Here is a 17,584-nt window from a genome sequence, read left to right as displayed (position 1 = left end):
AAGAATGAAATAGTAGAAATTTTAGATTTTTTGACTTTTTAAACAAGAAGGGTAAAAGTAATGGTCTTAATATCAGGATACGAAATCACAAATAAAATCTACGAAGGTACAAGAACTGTTGTTTATCAAGGGAAAAGACATCAAGATGAAAAATCGCTTGTATTTAAATTAATTAAAAATAATTATCCAAGTCCTAAAGATATTGCCAGGATAAAAAATGAATATGAAATCATTAAAGCTTTAAATACGAAGGGAGTTGTGAAAACCCTAGGACTCGAGAATCATAAGAATGGATTTGCGCTAGTTTTAGAAGATTCTGGTGGGGAATCACTTAATAAAGTTATTGCCGACAGACCTATAAATTTTAAAACTGTTCTTAAGATAGCAGTTCAGGTTTCAGAAATTATTGGAGAACTCCATTCTCACAATATTATTCATAAAGATATTAAGCCACATAACATCATTTTTAATCAAGAAACAGGGGAAGTTAAAATTATTGATTTTAGTATTGCATCGCGTCTATCTCTAGAGAACCAAACAATCAGCAGTCCCAATTTGATTGAAGGCACGCTTGCCTATATGTCCCCAGAGCAAACGGGTCGGATGAATCGTTCTATTGACTACCGTACCGACTTTTATTCTTTGGGTGTAACTCTTTATGAAATGCTCGTGGGGAAACTGCCATTTGAAACAACCGACGCGATGGAATTAGTTCACTGTCATATTGCCAAACAACCAATCCCTCCTCATGTGTTGGTGCCAGAAATTCCTCTCCCTGTTTCTGAGATCGTGATGAAGTTACTCACCAAGACAGCTGAAGACAGATACCAAAGCGCTGCTGGTCTAAAATTCGACCTAGAAAATTGTTTGATTCAGCTTGAAACGACAGGAGAAATTGAATATTTTATTTGCGGTCAGCGCGATCGCGCAAGCCTTCTGCTAATCCCGCAAAAACTCTACGGACGTGAAACTGAAGTAGCTACCTTAATGGATGCTTTCGGGCGAGTCAGCCTTGGAGCAACTGAGATGATGCTGGTAAGTGGTTACTCAGGAATTGGTAAGACAAGTGTAGTGAATGAAGTCCATAAACCAATTGTGGGAGTACGAGGATATTTTATTAATGGCAAGTTTGACCAGTTCAAACGAAACATTCCTTATGCTGCTTTAATTCAAGCTTTTTCTGAATTGATGCGACAACTATTAACTGAAAGTTCAGAACAGATAGACATTTGGAAAGAAAAGCTTGAAGCAGCTTTGGGAGAAAATGGTCAGGTAATTATCGATGTCATTCCCGAAGTAGAACTGATTGTTGGCGAACAACCAGTTCTAACACAATTAGGACCATCTGAAGCACAAAACCGATTTAATCGAGTGTTTCAACAATTTATCCGGGTTTTTTGCCAAAAAGAACACCCGCTAGTCTTATTCTTAGATGACTTACAGTGGGCTGATTCTGCATCGCTTAAGTTAATTGAACTGTTAGTAACTGACCCAGATAGCCAGCATCTGTTAACAATTGGAGCATTCCGCGATAACGAAGTTAGTCCAACGCATCCGTTAATCCAAGCGGTTGAGAAAATACAGGTTCTAGGCGCTGTAGTGAATAATATCACTCTTCGACCTTTAGATAGCGATCGCGTCAGCTTGCTAGTTGCGGATACTCTTCATGAAAACGTAGGTACAGAGAGAGGAGAGAAGCAAAATCTCTCCTCTCTCCTTTTTAATAAAACTCAAGGTAATCCTTTCTTTTTAACGCAATTAATAAAAACTTTATACACAGAAAAACTGCTAACTTATAACTTCAGTCAAGGTAGATGGCAGTGGGATATAGAAGAAATCCAAGCGGTTGGAATTACAGATTATAACATTGTTGAATTGATTGCTAGAAATATTCAAAAGTTACCCGATGCAACACAACAAGTTTTAAAACTGGCTGCTTGCATTGGCAATCAATTTAATTTAGATGTTTTGGCAATCGTGAATGAAAAATCTCAATCAGCTACAGCAGCAGACTTGTGGGATGCACTTCAAACAGGTTTGATTTTGCCTCTAAGCGATGCTTACAAAATTCCGCTATCTTTTGACCAGTTACAACAGGAAACTTTGGTTCTTGATGATATAAAGATTAGCTATAAGTTTTTACATGACCGGGTGCAACAAGCAGCTTATTCTCTAATACCCGAATTTGAGAAAAAATCTACTCATCTAAAAATTGGTCAACTGCTACTAGAAAATACTTCTCCTGAAGAAAGAGAAGAAAATATTTTTGCTCTCGTTAACCAATTAAATTTTGGTACTGAATTACTAAACTGTCAATCACAAAGAGATGAACTGGCTCATTTTAATCTCATTGCTGGTCGGAAAGCTAGTACAGCGACCGCTTATCAAGCATCTGTCAATTATCTCAATATCGGTTTAAGACTCTTGGCAGCAGACAGTTGGATTTGCAACTACGAACTGACAAATAAACTCTATGTATCAGCAGCAGAAGCAGAATACCTCAACACGAACTTTGAACAATCAAAGATACTAGCTGAAGTAGCGCTTCAAAATGCGAGAACTCTATTAGATAGAGTGAATATTAATGAAATAAAAATTCAGTATTACATTGCCCAAAATCAGTTGCCAGAAGCCATAGAACTTGGTCAGCAAGTTTTGGAAATGTTGGAAGTGCCCTTAGAGCAGGAACCTTCGCCACACCTAAATGTTGAGGACTGTTATAACCTTCTAGAAATGACCGACCCTTATAAAATGGCAGCCATGAAGATTTTGATAACAATTTCTCCCCCTGCCTTTATCTCAAGTAGCGCGATCGCGTTACCAATTGTCTACACAATGGTCAAGCTGTGTAGCCAATATGGGAATTCTTCCCTAGCTATCTATGGCTATAGCACTTATGGCTTGCTTTTGTGCGGGCCAATGGCAGATATCGACTCTGGATATAAATTTGGCAAACTAGCTTTTCATCTATTAGATAAGCTTTATGCCAAAGAAATTAAATCAAAAATCTACAGTAGCTATTGTGCTTGTATTCTACATTGGAAGGAACATATTAAAGAAACAATAGAATTATTGCGACAATCAATTCAAAGTGGGCTAGAAGTCGGCGATATAGAATTTGCTTGTCATTCTGCGCTGTTCTACTGCGAACATTCATTTCTAGCTGGCGAATATCTAGAAATTGTTACGCAAAAACAAGCTAACTATATTGAAATGATCGGCAAGTTTAAAAAAGAATTTCAGCTTTACTATGCCAGCATAGGTGGGCAAGTTGTTTCTAATTTAACTGACGACTCATCTAAAAAATCTTGTCTATCTGGTAAATATTTCAATGAAGCAGAAATGCTACCCCATTTATTTGAAACCAATAATTTACAATCTGTATTTGCTGTATATTTTTATAAATCGATGTTGGCTTATTTGTTTAAAGATTACGATAAAGCAATTGAAAATGCTAGAGCAGCATCGCAGTATACCCAACCTATCACAGCCCTAATAGTATTTGTTGAATATAATCTCTACTATTCTTTAGCCCTCCTTGCCCAGTACCCTAACCTTACAGCCACAGAGCAACAGGAATACATGGCTATTGTGGCGAAGAATCAGGAAAAAATGCAGCAATGGGCAACTCATGCCCCTGCAAATTCTCAACATAAGTATGAGTTAGTACAGGCAGAGATTTACCGAGTTTCAGGTCAAACGCTCAAAGCGATGGAGTATTATGACCGAGCGATAAATGGAGCAAGAATTCAGGGATATATCCAAGAAGAAGCGCTAGCTTATGAGCGAGCGGCTGAATTCTATCTAGCTCTGGGAAGAGAGAAAATCGCTAGAGATCATATGAGTGAAGCATATTATGGCTATGTTCGTTGGGGAGCAACCGCCAAAGTTAAAGAGTTGGAAATAGAGTATCCATACTTAATTTCCCAGATGCAATCAACAGAGCCGAATTCGAGTGAAGATACTGCTACAACTTCAAAGATGACTACTAGTGGTGAAGTTTCAGTGCTGGATTTAGCCACAGTGATGAAAGCATCTCTGGCGATTTCTGGAGAAATTGTGCTGGATAAGTTGCTCGCTTCTTTAATGAAAGTATCTATTGAAAATGCTGGGGCGATAAAAGGTTTTCTCGTCTTACCGAAAAATGGAAAATTGTTGATTGAAGCTGCTGCCTCAATAGATTCATTAGAAGTAGTTGTGCAGCAATCTATTCCAATGGAAACTAGCCAAGATTTACCCGTAACAGTAATCAATTATGTAGCGAGAACTCGTTCTGATGTGGTCTTAGAAAATGCAGCTTGGGAGGGAAGATTTACGAATGATACCTATATTCAAAACCAGGACTTGAAATCAGTCCTATGTATTCCTATCATTAATAGCGGTAGGCTGATTGCTATTCTTTACTTGGAAAATAATTTAACGGTTGGGGCATTTACTCCTAATCGAATGGAAGTCCTAAAGCTGCTATCTTCTCAAGCGGCTATTTCTCTAGAAAATGCTCTACTTTACACTAATTTAGCTACAGCTAACGAGCAACTAGAAGATTATTCGCGTACTTTAGAACACCGAGTACAGGAGCGTACGCGAGAATTAAAACTAAAAGAAGCTAGGCTTGCAGAAGCTCAAAGACTGGCACATCTAGGTAGCTGGCAATTTGATATAGAAACGCAAGAAGTTAATTGGAGCGATGAACTATTCCGGATTTTTGGTCTCCACCCCGAACAACCTGAACCTACTTTCAGGGAACATCAAAACCTGATTCATCCAGATAACGTTGACTTATGGTTAAAATCAGTAGACCTAGCGATTGAAAGAGGGAAGGCTTATGAGTTGGAGTTGAGAATCTTTCGCCCAGATAGTTCTATTAGATATATTTTTGTCAAGGGGGAACCTACTTGCAACGCTTCTGGTAAGGTGACTAAGTTGTTAGGGACAGCACTGGATATTACCGACCGCAAGCTAGCCGAGTTGGCACAACAACAATCAGAAGCACAATTGAGAGAACAAGCGAAAAAGTTAGAATTGACTTTACGCGAACTACAACAAACTCAATCCCAACTCATTCAAACTGAAAAGATGTCTAGTTTGGGACAGATGATTGCTGGAATTGCTCACGAAATTAATAACCCTGTCAACTTTATCTATGGCAATATTGACTATGCCAATAACTATATCCAAGACCTGCTTGCTTTGATTGGCGTCTATCAGCAGGAGTATCAAAATCCTACACCTGCGATTCAGAAGGCGATGTCAGAAATCGAGTTGGATTTTGTGGTAGAAGACTTGCAAAAACTTTTTGATTCCATGAAAGTAGGGGCAGAGCGCATCAGAGATATTGTCCTTAGCTTGCGGAATTTTTCACGGCTGGATCAAGCTGAAATGAAACCAGTTGATATCCATGAGGGTATCGAATCTACTTTGCTGATTTTGCAGCATCGGCTCAAGAAAGATAGTTTGCATTCTGGTATTGAAGTAATCAAAGAATACGGTCAACTGCCACGAATTTTTTGTTATGCTTCTGAGCTAAATCAGGTATTTATGAATCTTCTAAGTAATGCAATCGATGCTTTAGAGGAAATAAGAAACTCTGGAGAAGTATCTGATAAAAAGCCTACTATTAGTATTTACACAGAAATGGCTTCTTCTAATTCAGTCAGAATTAGAATTGCTGACAATGGAGCGGGAATGACTGAGGATGTTAAAAAGAAAATATTTGACCCATTTTTTACAACCAAACCTGTAGGTTCTGGTACTGGTTTGGGATTATCGATTAGCTACCAGATCGTGGTAGACAAACACAATGGAAAGCTCAGTTGTGTTTCTTCTTCAGGTCTTGGTACTGAATTTATTATTGAGATGCCGATAAGTCAGTAACCATTGCCAATGCAGTTTGTCGGAATATCCAGGATGCAATATCAACAGAGCGATCGCGCTTTACAACTCTTCGGGATTAATTTCTCGTTCTCGCAGCAGCGTTCCTCATTTGATAGCTGGCGCGGTATCGATTGCTAGTTTTTGTATCATATTGCGATGCCTGGAGCTTAGGGTGGTTTTAGTTGTAGCGATCGCATCTTTGACGATTTCAAGAATGCGATCGCATCTCACCACAAATTAGACAGAAGCGCTTAACTGTTCCTCAGAAACCCATGTCCCGTGGAAACCGTAAGGCACCCGCTGGGGGATGAGGACACGCGCCACTGGTTCAGATGTCACGTCTTGGGCATTTACGACCACCAGTTCCGAAGTGTCTGCTTCATCATCGTGGACAAAAGTCATTAGCCAACCGTCATCCTCAGCAGTCGCATCGGGAAGAGGAACAAATACCGCTTCGCCACCATAGCGTCCGCGTCCGAATTCATGAGTTTCGGACTTACCATTCTTAAAGTCATACTTGATGACCCCTTCAAACACAGGCATAGGATTATTTGCCATCTTTGCGGTATAACCGTAGCGCATCGGTCGTCCCATTCGCTGTTCGTTCAGGCGGGGGAAATCTGATGGCGCATCGTCCAGCATTTCCTCTTTTACGGTACCCGTGCTGAGGTTAAAGCGCCATTGGTACAAACGACCCGCGTCTCCCTCATTTTCACCAGGGGTCATATCAGTCGTTAAAACACTGGTGGAACTCATGCGACAAGCGACAAGCACTACTTCATCTCCCTCCTCGTAGGCATTGAGAGTATGGAAGACGTAGCAGGGGGGACTTTCAAACCAGCGGATGTTGCTGTTATCGCCATGACGGGGGACAATCCCGAAACGACTAGGGCGATCGCGCTCAAACATCAATGGTGGTTTACCCTGCTGCATTCGTACCATGCTGAAGGTTAGCGGCAGATCCATAAAAATCGTGTAGTGTTCGGTGATGGCAAAATCGTGCATCATCACTCCCATCGGCAAGTCGATGGGAACGGTTCGCAACAGCTCACCCTTCGCTGAAACGACGCTGTATTTTAGGTACGGTGGGGCAAACGAGTAGCCAAAAAACATCATCTCCCCCGTTTCAGCGTCTACCTTGGGATGAGCGGTAAAGGCAGAAACCAGCTTGCTATTGTAAGTGTAAGCACCTGATGTCTCTAAACTGGGAACTTCGATCGCGTGAGGTTCGCCTCCTTCCCAAAGCGCTAGCAGCCGCCCATCATGCCACACTAGAGCCGTGTTAGCGGTATTTTTAGGGAAATTGTAGGGATTGTTACCTCGTGACGGTTCCATCAAACCCGTCCAAATCGCCTTACCTGCTTCCCGCTCAATATTAAATCCCCGCGTCCGGATATAACGGTTGCGATATTGAGCTTTGCCGTTATTTATTCGCACTCCGTGCAACATTCCATCCCCATCAAACCAGTGATAGTTGCCGATAGGTTGGAATTGAGGATTGGGGCCATTCCGCACAAACATCCCGGATAAATCGGGGGGTAGTTCGCCGATTACTTTCAAGTTGGTGGGTGCGATTTCTTCCCGTACTGGCGCAAAGTTGCCATCTAGATAGGGATTGACTGCGGTTGTGGTCATGCGTTGTGCTGAATCGATTGTCTTATCTATATTTATTTTGATTGAGCGAACGCGATCGCGTCTCACACTATGGTTGTGGAAACAACCTAGATGGAGTGGTTGGCGTGGTGCAAGCAAAGTTTAAAGGATGCGATCGCATCTTTCTCTCGTTCTCTCTATATGGAATGGATGAATACGAACAACTTTTACCCTAAACCATCTAAAGCCATCGTGATTGACTACCAGTAAATCGCAAGATATTTCTGTGGCTAAGCCTATTGGTTGAAGAATTACCCTGTGCCAAAACGCTAATCTACTGGCATTAGCAGGACTACCGCCAAGCGCTTAGAGTTCTGCAAGTAAGAACGATTCGCCAATCACCCCTATCAATCGTCAATCTCTGACACTAAAGACGATGAAACTTGAGAGTACGGCTTTTACTGAAAACAGTGTAATTCCCTCTAAATACACCTGCGACGGCGCAAATATTTCCCCCTCTCTTAGCTGGAATTCCCCGCCAGAGAGTACTCAGAGCCTTGCTTTAATCGTTGACGATCTGGACGCGCCTGGAGACATTTTTGTCCATTGGGTTCTCTACGATCTCCCACCTGAAATTCGCCATCTACCTGGCGGCATTCCCAGCGAAGCAAACCTTGCTGAGGGGGGCGTCCAAGGTAAAAATGATTTTGGCAATTTAGGTTATGGTGGCCCTTGTCCCCCTAGTGGTACGCATCGGTACTTTTTCAAACTCTACGCACTCGATCGACTGTTAGATTTAGCAGCGGGTGCCACTAAAAACAAGGTAGAAGCGGCAATGAATGGTCATATTCTGGCAGCAGCAGAACTCATTGGACGCTACAGTCGCCAGCGATAATCTTGTGGCAGTTCACAATTAATCTACAAAAAAAACACCTTTTTAAAGGTGTTTTTACTGGTGGCTAAAATAAGCCTGCAAATTTGATTTTGAGTCATCAATTCTTATGTGTGATGCCGAGGAGTCCGGGCACCCATAGATGAGCCAATCAGCGATGCTGCTAAACCTAGCAGAGAACCAATTGTAAACGACCAACCTGCCTTCGCTGTTGCACCCGCAATATCACGAGTTTGTTGAGCCGTTACATTCGGCGCGTCGTTGGGTACGTTCACTGCACCTTGTTGCGCTTGATTGACGATTTCCCCAGCATTCGCACCTACAATACCGAATGCGCCTGAGATTCCACTTGCTAACAACCAGGAACTCAATGCCAAAGTTGTAGCCCAAAGAATGGCTCCATTTAACATTGCTGTATTCCGGTTCATCGGACCACTGGCACGGGCTGCTACCCAACTACCCACCAAAAGGGAAATAAACAAAGAGATAATAGACCAAATTCCGACTGCTCTGCCAACATCATCGGCATAGGTTCTCGGTGCGCCGGAACCGGAAATATTAGTAGCACCAATTGCGGCTCCTAAAGCACTCAGAATTAACTGAGTAGCTAAAGCAGTAACAATACCGGCAAAAATGGGACCCCACCTTACACGATCGTGGTACTCAACAATTTGATTGCCAGCAGTTGGCTCAATAACAACCCTGTCTTCTCGATTTGTGTATGACATTGCTCACCGCTCTTCCTGTTTCTATTTTTTATAGAGCTACTTTCTTCTAACTTTCACCCTTGAGTTATACTTTATACTGGTATTTTTCTGGGTATATCTATCAGTAGGAATAATCAGGATATCTATCGATAGAAATATGTGTTCTATTTAAGTGAAAAGCGCGATCGCAATTATTAATAAATTAGTAGAGCTTTACGGCTGTTTCCGTGACAGTAATGAGCAATAAAAAGCCAGACTGGTCGCTGTGCTGCTGCATCCCATTCCGCTCAAAAACTACAGATATATAACTGCCATTCCGTCCGCCGATAATCTCCCCAACCCCATCAAAAAAAACCACAGGGCACGACTAGACAAAACGACTTCAGCGGTGATAATTGCTAAATACGCTCTTAACACAGCTTTGTGAACGACATCAGTTGTTGTTACAATCATTAACTGTCCTCGTCAAAATTTCTTTTTAGGCAAATTAGGGGTGTAGACGAGGTAAAGCTCATCCCTCTGCTGTGTTTAGCCATTCTGGATTCATGCTTCCGGAATAGAAACATTGAGCCATTGTAGAAACTCAAGATAAATCGACCGTGCAAAAACAGACTTTATTAGTAGCCAGTCTCTTGTTGGTGCCAGCGATCGCTACCATCAAAATGCCAGTTGTCCAAGCGGCTCCACTGGTAGCCCAAGGCAGTCAACAGCAGGTGAGCGAACTGCTGCGGCAGGGGCGTAAGTTGGTGGATACGGGAGATATTGCCAAAGCCTTGACAATTTATCAGCAAGCTGCGGATCTCGATCGCGAAAATGCCCGTATCTTCTCCGCCATCGGCTATTTACAAGCAGTTCAGGGCAACTACCGAGAAGCCGCTAAAGCTTATCAACAGGCTGTCACCCTCGAACCGAAGAATGCTGATTTTCAGTATGCATTGGGGTACGCTCTCGCGAATCTTGGAGACAATGCCAGTGCCGCAGCCGCCTACCAGCGTGCTGCCCAGATCGACAACAAGAACCTGAATGCCTATCTAGGATTAGGGGTGGTATTACAGCGTCTAAAAGATTATCAAGGCGCAATGCAAGCCTATGAAACTGCCCTCCAGCTCGATCCGAAAAATCTACAAGCTTATGAATTTATCGGCTCCGCCTTCCTGAAGCAGGGGCGTCCCGCAGAAGCGATTCAAGCACTCCAACAGGCTGTTGCTCTCGCCCCAAATGACAGCGGCGTGCAGTTGAACTTGGGAGACGCCTACATGAAGCAAGGCAACGTCACGGCTGGGATGGCGGCTTTAGAACGGGCAGCCAAGATTGAACCTCGCAATGCTCAGATTAGCCTCCAAATTGGCAAAATTTTGCAAACCGGGAATAATCTGGATGATGCCTTAAAGGCTTATCAACAGGCAGTGAAGATCAAACCCGATCTCGTGGAAGCTCAGACAGCGATCGCTGATATTTTGCTGAAGCAGCAGGACTACCTAATGGCAATTGTTGCGTATCGGCGGCTGGTAGAAATGTCGCCGGAAAATGCCCAAGCTTACTACAATCTGGGAGTGGCGTTGAGAAAGCGAGAAAGGGTACCGGAAGCGATCGCAGCTTTTGAGCAAGCCCGCGACCTTTACCAGCGTCAAGGTCAGAAGGAAGGCTCTCAGAGAGCGACTTCCGCCCTTAGAGAGCTTCAAAAAGACAAAGGCTAAGGGCAAATGGCGAATAACTGATGGATAGTTTCTTAAAAACTTATTAAGAGTCTCGGCTTGTGGAAATTTCTGCGGATAAGTTGGACTGCAAGATACCTCCTAACTGCGTCCTCAGCCCCATTGATGTCAGAACAATTTAGAGCATCTAATGGGGCTTCCGTATTTTCAATTTTGATTTTCGACTTTAGATTTTGGATGATTAGGCTGGGGTTGAGCAACGGATAGATTTTGGTTGTTCGCTCGTAGAACCCGCGCTTAAATCTAATATTTTGACCAAAGCATCAACACTGGCATCCGATAAATCTGCCAGGGAAACTACCCGCTCTAAATTGGGAAAGCAGCGGCGGATAGCGTGGTTGTAGCTCGGATCGTAGTGGCACTCTAGCAAGTCTCTCACCAATCTTTCCCACTGTTGGGTATCAATGAGCTGGTACCATTCTTGGAGTTTTTCCCAGCCATAGCGAGATTTCAGTCTGTGCAACTTCGCTTTTAAAACTTCCGGGTGGGTCATTAAGTGAGGATATTCTTGCAAAAGCCACTGAATTCTAGCTTCTACAGGCATCTCAATTTCTACACAGCTTGCTTGTTTCATTTGCTGCCAAAGAGATGGGGGCACATAAATCCGCCCAATTTTATTACTCTCCGCTTCCACCCATACGGGAAAGTTGGGATCGAGGCTTTGCAACTGTTGCAGTAGCAGGGATTCAAAGTGTTTTTGGGATGGCTGAGGCTGGGGATGGGTTATCGGTAATTTCCCCTCAGCTCCAGATGCGATCGCCCTTGTTTCTACCAGCTGCTCCTCAGCGCCACTCCCACTCTCCCACTCTTCACCCAGGAGAGAACCGCGATGGTTTGCCAAACCTTCCAGATCCAGCACCTGAATGCCAAACTCAGCCAGACGGTGCAAAATGTGGGTTTTACCGCTGCCAGTCATTCCAGATAATATCCAGAAGGTAAAGCGTTCCGGGAGGGCTTGCAGTTGCTCGCGTACCAAGGAACGATAGGTTTTGTAGCCCCCTTCGAGGACAGTGACTTGCCAACCAATTTGACTCAAGACGGTTGCCAAACTGTTAGAACGCTGTCCTCCCCGCCAGCAGTACACGAGGGGATGATAGTCTTTGTCTTTTTCGGCAAAGTGATGGGTGAGGTGACGGGAAATATTTTGAGCAACTAAGGTCGCTCCTAGTTTACGGGCAGTGAAAGGACAAACTTGTTTATAGAGCGTTCCGACTTTAGCGCGTTCCTCGTCATCCAGAACGGGCAGGTTAATGGCACCGGGTATCCGATCTTCAGCAAATTCGCTGGGTGAGCGGACATCAATAATTTCGCTGTAAGTTTCTGTCTCAGATAGCTGAGTATAATTGGGCGATCGCGGCATTGTTAAATATGAATGGCTAATTGCTGATGGCTAATTGAAGGATTGTTCAAGAGCCACTTTTCGATTAGCCACTCTTTGATTAGCCATTACCCCAACTCATACCATTTTAGGTTTGGGATAAGCGTTTGAGGGTTTGACCGCCTAGCAGTCGGTCAGTTTCTTCCAGCAATGCGGGAATTTTGTCGGCGTGGGGACTATGGGTAAGACATTGCCGGAGGTCTAGTTCTCGAACCCGATCCGCTTTGGCTCCAGGAAACCAGTGGCTGGCGTTGCCCAGCAGGTTGTAGCGCATTTTAGCGTACTCGATCATATCGTAGGCGATCGCTAAATTTCTTAGCCACAAAATCACCTGTATATTTAGTCCCCCCGGCGTTGCTTCTGGCTTTGGTAAACCAACGTGCCAAGTTTTTACCCAGTCTTCTCCTAAGGTAGCGATCGCTTCTTTCTCTAAACGATGCAGAATTGGCAACAAAACCGCCTCTGAATTCTCTAACAGCGGCAAGGTCTTCAAGTGTTCGTCAAAGTCCTCTGGTCGTGACGCCCCCACACTAAGAGTATGCACCTGCGGATGACTCAGGCAGAACAAATCGTTAAACACGATTGGGCTGAGGGGATAGCACAAATCCACCAATTTTTGTGGCGGTTTAAACAGCATTCCTCCTTTCTCTGAAGGACTGATAATAAAAACGCCCATATCGTGCTGAGAAGCTGCCTCAATGGCAGACCAGTTGAATTGATTGATGTAGTACCAGTGCAGGTTAACGTAGTCAAACTGGTTCGTCTCAATCGCCTTCACAATTACATCACTTGGCCCGTGCGTCGAGAAGCCAATAAACCGAACTTTGCCTCGATCTTGTAGCTGTCGCGCCACTTCCAGACAGCCGCCCGGTTTGATGCTATCGTGTAGCAAATCGGCGGTATTGATGCCGTGTAGCGACAGCAAATCAACGTAATCTAGCTTTAAGTAAGCTAGGGACTTCTCAAATTCCTGGCGAAATTCTTTACTCTCTGTTTTAGGGCTGATTTTCGTCTGGACAATCAGTTTTTCGCGGGGAAAAGTCGGCAAAATCCGCCCCAACTGCATTTCGGAAGTGCCGTAACCACGGGCAGTTTCAATGTGATTGATTCCAGCTTCAAAGGCTCGACGAATCGTTGCTTCTACATTCCGTTGATTATCGCGGGGAACTCGCCATCCAGGGACATCCTGCCACTTAAACTGATAGCGCATCCCCCCACAAGAAAACACGGGCATTTGTAATTCTGTACGCCCAAATCGCCGATACTGCATCTTTCTAAATACATAAGAAAACTGCTGAATTGTGCTTGTAGTTAAGCACAACTATTTTTAGGGTAATTGACGATGCTTGCAAACGTTGTTCGTGCTACCTTGCTATCTTTTTTACCAGCAACCCTGCTGCTGGCATCGAGTTCTGCGATCCTGGCTCAGAATAGCCCCCGTCCTGAAGGAGCCATGAATTGGGTAGGTGCATCGAATGGAGACATCCCGCCCAATGCCGTGGTTGGTGGATCTGAATCGGGGCGTCGTTTGTACATCTGTCGCGCCGAATATAACGGTGGCGTGCATCCGGGAAAAGTTGTTGCCAACAATTGTAATTTTGGTTGGGGTGGAGAGGAAATTCTCGCCCCTTTCTATGAAGTTTTAACCGCGCCCCGAAACGTTCGGATTGTTTGGATAGCAGCATCGAACGGACGGGTGCCAGTGGGAGCGATCGCGGGTGGGATAGAGGCAAATGAAGATCGATTTATCTGTCGGGCATCTCACAATAACGGCGTCCATCCCGGAAAAATTGTCGCTAGCAATTGCAATATTAGTTGGGGAGGACAGGAGATTCTCAAGCGCAACTATCAGGTAGCCGTGCTTAGGAGAAATCGTTAAAAATCCGAGTTTAAGCTGGTGCGATCGCTACAGTTGAACGTAAACCCAAAAACGCCTGAAACTCAGGATAGGGTCGGATTTTGTCTCGCACGGGAAAAGAGACAAAATCCAGGTAGAGAGCAGATTAGTAATTTTGCTCGGAGGCTCGCAAAAGAAGATTAAGCTTCTCGCACAATGGGCTTCCCATCTACCACTTCGCCCACTAAAACTAAATCTGTGACGCCCACAAATAAACCATTTTCCAAAACGCCAGGGATATTATTGAGCGTCTTTTCCAGTTCTCCAGGATTATCGAGGGTGTCAAACTTTACATCAATGACCAGATTGCCTTGATCGGTGACAACGGGACCCGCTTTTTTGACGCCCATCCGCAGTTCTGGCTTACCGCCTAGCTTTTCGATCGCCCGCATCACGGGTGTCATTGCCATCGGAATTACCTCGACTGGCACGCGGAAGGTGGAACCCAGCTTGTCAACGAGCTTGGAACTATCGACCACAACGATAAACTGCTCTGCCAAACAATCTACTATCTTTTCCTGGGTGTGGGCAGCACCGCCCCCTTTAATCAAATTGTGCTGCGGATCGACTTCATCGGCTCCATCAATGGCAATATCAATCCGATCGGCTTCATCCAAGGTGGTTAAGGGAATTCCGTACTGTTTAGCTAGCACGGATGCCTGAAATGAGGTGGGGATGCCTTTGATGTCTTTGAGATCGCCGGACTTCAAGCGATCGCCCAAAGATTCAATTGCATAAGCAGTCGTCGATCCGGTGCCCAGTCCCACTATCATCCCCGACTGGACGCGGGCGGCAGCGGCTTTCCCAACTTCCTGCTTCATCACCTTAACGGGATCTTGTTCTGCACTCATTCTTAAAACTCCTGGCGATATTGACAACTTAGCTCTGTAGGCTAGGATCGCTTAGCAATACTACTCGGTTCACTTCTCTCCATTGCCTCTCTACCTCTGCCTAAACCACTTCTAAAAGACGAGTGTTTTTAGCGATGAGGAGAGTCCAACCCCCCTTCTCTCCGCGGGAAGGGGGGTGTGAGGGGTTTGCTCCGCTCCGAAAAGTATACGATCGCGTAAACCTAAACCAACTCAGCTGCAACAGTCAGTCTACTATCTGGAGTTCCCTTCCTATGACTCAGGGTGAAAATTTTTCTCAGGAAGATTATCAACACGACTCAAATCTGACTCCAGAAGCACACCATCAAAAAAATCAGGGTGAGCAAACAAGCACTACACACAAAGCCTTATTGCTGTTTGAAGAAGGATTAAAATTAGCCGAAATAGGAAAGTATAAAGAGGCTGTTGCTCATTATCAAGAGGCTTTAGGTCTTCAACCGGATTCTGATAAAATTTTATACAACTATGGACTTTCCTTATTTTATTTAAGCCGCTACAACGAAGCTGTTAGTTGCTACGACAAAGCGATAAAGTTAAATCCAGATTATTCCGAAGCTTGGAGCGATCGCGCCCATGCACTGATCATGTTAAATCGTGGGAAAGAAGCACTAGCGAGTTGCGAACAGGCTTTGCAAATTCAACCAGAATCTTATCAAGCCTGGTACAAGCGAGGCTGGGTGCTGAGTAAGTTAAATCGCCGCAAAGAAGCGATCGCTAGCTGCGATAAAGCTTTAGAGATTAATCCAAACGGCTATGAAGCCTGGTGTACCCGTGGGGCTGTGCTACCATTACCAAAACGCCGCCAAGAAGCACTTTGCAATTTTGATAAATCTTTGGAAATCAATCCAGCCTATCAGCGAGCTTGGTACAATCGGGGTTCGTTACTGGTAAATTTAGGGCGGGATGAAGAAGCACTGGCTAGCTTTGAAAAAGCCACTACAATTCAACCAGATTGTCAAGAATTTTGGTTTCCTCAAGCCTGGTACGGTCGAGGCTTTATCCTGGCAAAGTTACATTGCTATCAAGAAGCGATCGCTAGCTTTGAAAAAGCCTTACAGCTTAAGCCAGAATATGCATCGGCTGCGTTTTATAAACTCATCTGCTTGCTCATAACAGGTAAGATTTTTCAGCATTTATTAAATTCTGAAAAAAGAAATCACCTATTTAACGACCTAAAAAATATTGTCAATGCATTTAAGTATCAGTTTTTATTTGTTGCAACATTTATTTTTATCATCAGTTCTGCTCAATCGCCTTGGGCAACAAATTTAAAGCAGATGTTTTCTACTCTATTTTCAGTTGCAATTATTTGGTTTATCTTAGGGGATATTTGGAAAAACAAGTCCCAATTAAGTTGGGTATTAGCAATTTATTTTAAAAGTGGGATTTTAAGTTATGTCCGGGCAGCTTTTATTCTTTTTGTTACCTTAACGACATTTGCAGTAGTAAACCCATACGTCCCCCAATTTATGCAATGGGGATGGGCTAGTGCGGTTTTCGGGAATTCTGGAAATATTATATTTCAACCGTTTGATACGATTAAAAGCATTCAACCTCCACCACCAGATAATATTAATTCTCAACTTCCCAGCCCCAGTGAAAGCTTACCGCCCGATGAAAAATTTGTAATTCAACCCAAGCAATCACCCGATGAAAAAGTTGTAACCGATGAAAAAGTTGTAACTCAACCCAAGCAATCACCCAATGCAAATGTTGCAACTCAACCTCGCGCGATACCCAATGAAAAGGCTGCAAATAAGACTTATAAAGCAGTACCGACAAATAGTACGACTCAGAAACCCCCTTTTGATTACACAAAAGTTTTGATGGTTGTATTTTGGATATGTTTAATTTTAATGGTTCCGTTTTGGGCTGGATTGGAGGAAAAGATTTTTCGTCAAGGTGCTAACACCTGGAAGCAGATAATCGGGAATTCTACAGCTTTTGGTTTAGTCCATATCACCGTAGGAATTCCTATTTATGCAGGTTTTCTGCTGATTATTCCAGGTTTTTTATTTGCTTGTCGCTATAAATTTGTACATGACCAGTCTTTCAAAAAAAATAATAATGAAGAAATCGCTCAGGAAGCAGGAGTTCAGGCAAGTACAGCCGATCATGCAATCTACAATGCAATCCTGATCACTTTTTTGGTTTTTGTAATGTTAACTACATAATCAGAGTAAGGATGCGATCGGGTCCTCTCTTCTCCTATTACTCACCTAATGCCGCGCCAGCAGTATTCCCGGTTATGGAAGCGATGCACTAAGCTAGCACTTCCAGCAGCAGGGACGAAAGTCGCATTCGTCTGTCCACAACAGACTTCTTGACTTACAAAGCATACCCGACGACTGTAAGCGTATCAAAGCAACCTTTGGCTGTACTTCAAACAAAGTCCGCGCAGGCAGACGATATAGCAGTTCTCATTAAGCGTGCAATCCACTCGGAACCTTACCCCATGCCGGTTTCCGCTTTTCGGTCAAAGGCAGGGGGATTAAACATTTGCTGCATCCAAACAAGAATCCCTATATATAAAGATTCACTGAAGCAGGCTTAGTTTGTATAGCTCTAAGCTTGAGTCTGTTAGCATGAGCGAAGCATCTGGGAAAGAGCGGCACGTTAGCGATTCCCTTTCGTGATA

General features: G+C 43.8%; 11 protein-coding genes and 1 pseudogene. 6 read left to right on the top strand and 6 right to left on the bottom strand.

What is annotated here, in order from left to right:
- Positions 1-60: 60 nt before the first annotated feature.
- A complete protein-coding gene (locus tag NC994_RS20015; RefSeq protein ID WP_190433175.1) occupies positions 61-5,874 on the top strand; it encodes an AAA family ATPase in 5,814 nt (1,937 codons plus the stop codon).
- A gap of 237 nt (positions 5,875-6,111) precedes the next feature.
- Here the strand turns inward: NC994_RS20015 and NC994_RS20010 are convergent, their stop codons facing one another.
- Positions 6,112-7,509: a carotenoid oxygenase family protein gene (locus NC994_RS20010; protein ID WP_190433174.1), complete on the bottom strand. Its 1,398-nt coding sequence runs from the start codon at positions 7,507-7,509 to the stop codon at positions 6,112-6,114.
- Between the two features lie 90 nt (positions 7,510-7,599).
- Between NC994_RS20010 and NC994_RS20005 the strand changes: the two genes are divergently transcribed.
- Together NC994_RS20005 and NC994_RS20000 are read left to right on the top strand one after the other, a co-directional pair.
- The gene (locus NC994_RS20005) at positions 7,600-7,737 is read left to right on the top strand and encodes a hypothetical protein (RefSeq protein WP_190433172.1); all 138 of its coding nucleotides are present in this window, start codon (positions 7,600-7,602) and stop codon (positions 7,735-7,737) included.
- A gap of 166 nt (positions 7,738-7,903) precedes the next feature.
- Positions 7,904-8,362, top strand: a complete 459-nt coding sequence (locus NC994_RS20000; RefSeq protein WP_190433171.1) for a YbhB/YbcL family Raf kinase inhibitor-like protein — start codon at positions 7,904-7,906, stop codon at positions 8,360-8,362.
- Between the two features lie 104 nt (positions 8,363-8,466).
- On the opposite strand, the gene NC994_RS19995 is transcribed toward NC994_RS20000, so the two are convergent.
- Together NC994_RS19995 and NC994_RS19990 are read right to left on the bottom strand one after the other, a co-directional pair.
- Entirely contained in the window at positions 8,467-9,087 is a 621-nt protein-coding gene (locus NC994_RS19995) for a hypothetical protein (RefSeq protein WP_190415090.1), read from the bottom strand.
- Positions 9,088-9,268: 181 nt separating this feature from the next.
- A pseudogene (locus tag NC994_RS19990) lies at positions 9,269-9,519 on the bottom strand (heavy metal-binding domain-containing protein).
- 146 nt (positions 9,520-9,665) lie between these two features.
- Here NC994_RS19990 and NC994_RS19985 point away from each other — a divergent pair.
- A complete protein-coding gene (locus NC994_RS19985; RefSeq protein ID WP_347276932.1) occupies positions 9,666-10,763 on the top strand; it encodes a tetratricopeptide repeat protein in 1,098 nt (365 codons plus the stop codon).
- A 199-nt stretch (positions 10,764-10,962) separates the two neighbouring features.
- Here the strand turns inward: NC994_RS19985 and mnmH are convergent, their stop codons facing one another.
- Positions 10,963-12,141 (bottom strand): tRNA 2-selenouridine(34) synthase MnmH, encoded by a 1,179-nt coding sequence (mnmH, locus tag NC994_RS19980; protein WP_190433170.1) that lies wholly within the window; start codon positions 12,139-12,141, stop codon positions 10,963-10,965.
- Between the two features lie 106 nt (positions 12,142-12,247).
- On the bottom strand, positions 12,248-13,429 hold the full coding sequence (locus NC994_RS19975; protein WP_190433169.1) for an aldo/keto reductase: 1,182 nt from the start codon (positions 13,427-13,429) through the stop codon (positions 12,248-12,250).
- A gap of 72 nt (positions 13,430-13,501) precedes the next feature.
- On the opposite strand from NC994_RS19975, the gene NC994_RS19970 reads away from it, so the two are divergent.
- Positions 13,502-14,038, top strand: coding sequence for a DUF3421 domain-containing protein (locus NC994_RS19970; protein WP_190433168.1), 537 nt, complete (start codon positions 13,502-13,504; stop codon positions 14,036-14,038).
- Positions 14,039-14,196: 158 nt separating this feature from the next.
- Here NC994_RS19970 and rpiA read toward each other — a convergent pair whose 3' ends face one another.
- Complete coding sequence (gene rpiA / locus NC994_RS19965; RefSeq protein WP_190433167.1) at positions 14,197-14,907, bottom strand: ribose-5-phosphate isomerase RpiA; 711 nt, start codon at positions 14,905-14,907, stop codon at positions 14,197-14,199.
- A 272-nt stretch (positions 14,908-15,179) separates the two neighbouring features.
- Between rpiA and NC994_RS19960 the strand changes: the two genes are divergently transcribed.
- Positions 15,180-17,120: a tetratricopeptide repeat protein gene (locus NC994_RS19960; protein ID WP_190433166.1), complete on the top strand. Its 1,941-nt coding sequence runs from the start codon at positions 15,180-15,182 to the stop codon at positions 17,118-17,120.
- The last annotated feature ends 464 nt before the right edge of the window (positions 17,121-17,584 follow it).

Source organism: Trichocoleus sp. AS-A1 (assembly GCF_039962015.1).
Classification (GTDB): domain Bacteria; phylum Cyanobacteriota; class Cyanobacteriia; order Cyanobacteriales; family FACHB-T130; genus FACHB-T130.
Note: the sequence above shows the minus strand (reverse complement) of the source record. Positions and strands in the feature narration are given on the sequence as shown.

Coding starts and splice junctions, on each gene's coding strand:
- NC994_RS20015 (WP_190433175.1), top strand. CDS start 61: ATGGTCTTAATATCAGGATACGAAATCACAAATAAAATCTACGAAGGT.
- NC994_RS20010 (WP_190433174.1), bottom strand. CDS start 7,509: ATGACCACAACCGCAGTCAATCCCTATCTAGATGGCAACTTTGCGCCA.
- NC994_RS20005 (WP_190433172.1), top strand. CDS start 7,600: ATGGAGTGGTTGGCGTGGTGCAAGCAAAGTTTAAAGGATGCGATCGCA.
- NC994_RS20000 (WP_190433171.1), top strand. CDS start 7,904: ATGAAACTTGAGAGTACGGCTTTTACTGAAAACAGTGTAATTCCCTCT.
- NC994_RS19995 (WP_190415090.1), bottom strand. CDS start 9,087: ATGTCATACACAAATCGAGAAGACAGGGTTGTTATTGAGCCAACTGCT.
- mnmH (WP_190433170.1), bottom strand. CDS start 12,141: ATGCCGCGATCGCCCAATTATACTCAGCTATCTGAGACAGAAACTTAC.
- NC994_RS19975 (WP_190433169.1), bottom strand. CDS start 13,429: ATGCAGTATCGGCGATTTGGGCGTACAGAATTACAAATGCCCGTGTTT.
- NC994_RS19970 (WP_190433168.1), top strand. CDS start 13,502: ATGCTTGCAAACGTTGTTCGTGCTACCTTGCTATCTTTTTTACCAGCA.
- rpiA (WP_190433167.1), bottom strand. CDS start 14,907: ATGAGTGCAGAACAAGATCCCGTTAAGGTGATGAAGCAGGAAGTTGGG.
- NC994_RS19960 (WP_190433166.1), top strand. CDS start 15,180: ATGACTCAGGGTGAAAATTTTTCTCAGGAAGATTATCAACACGACTCA.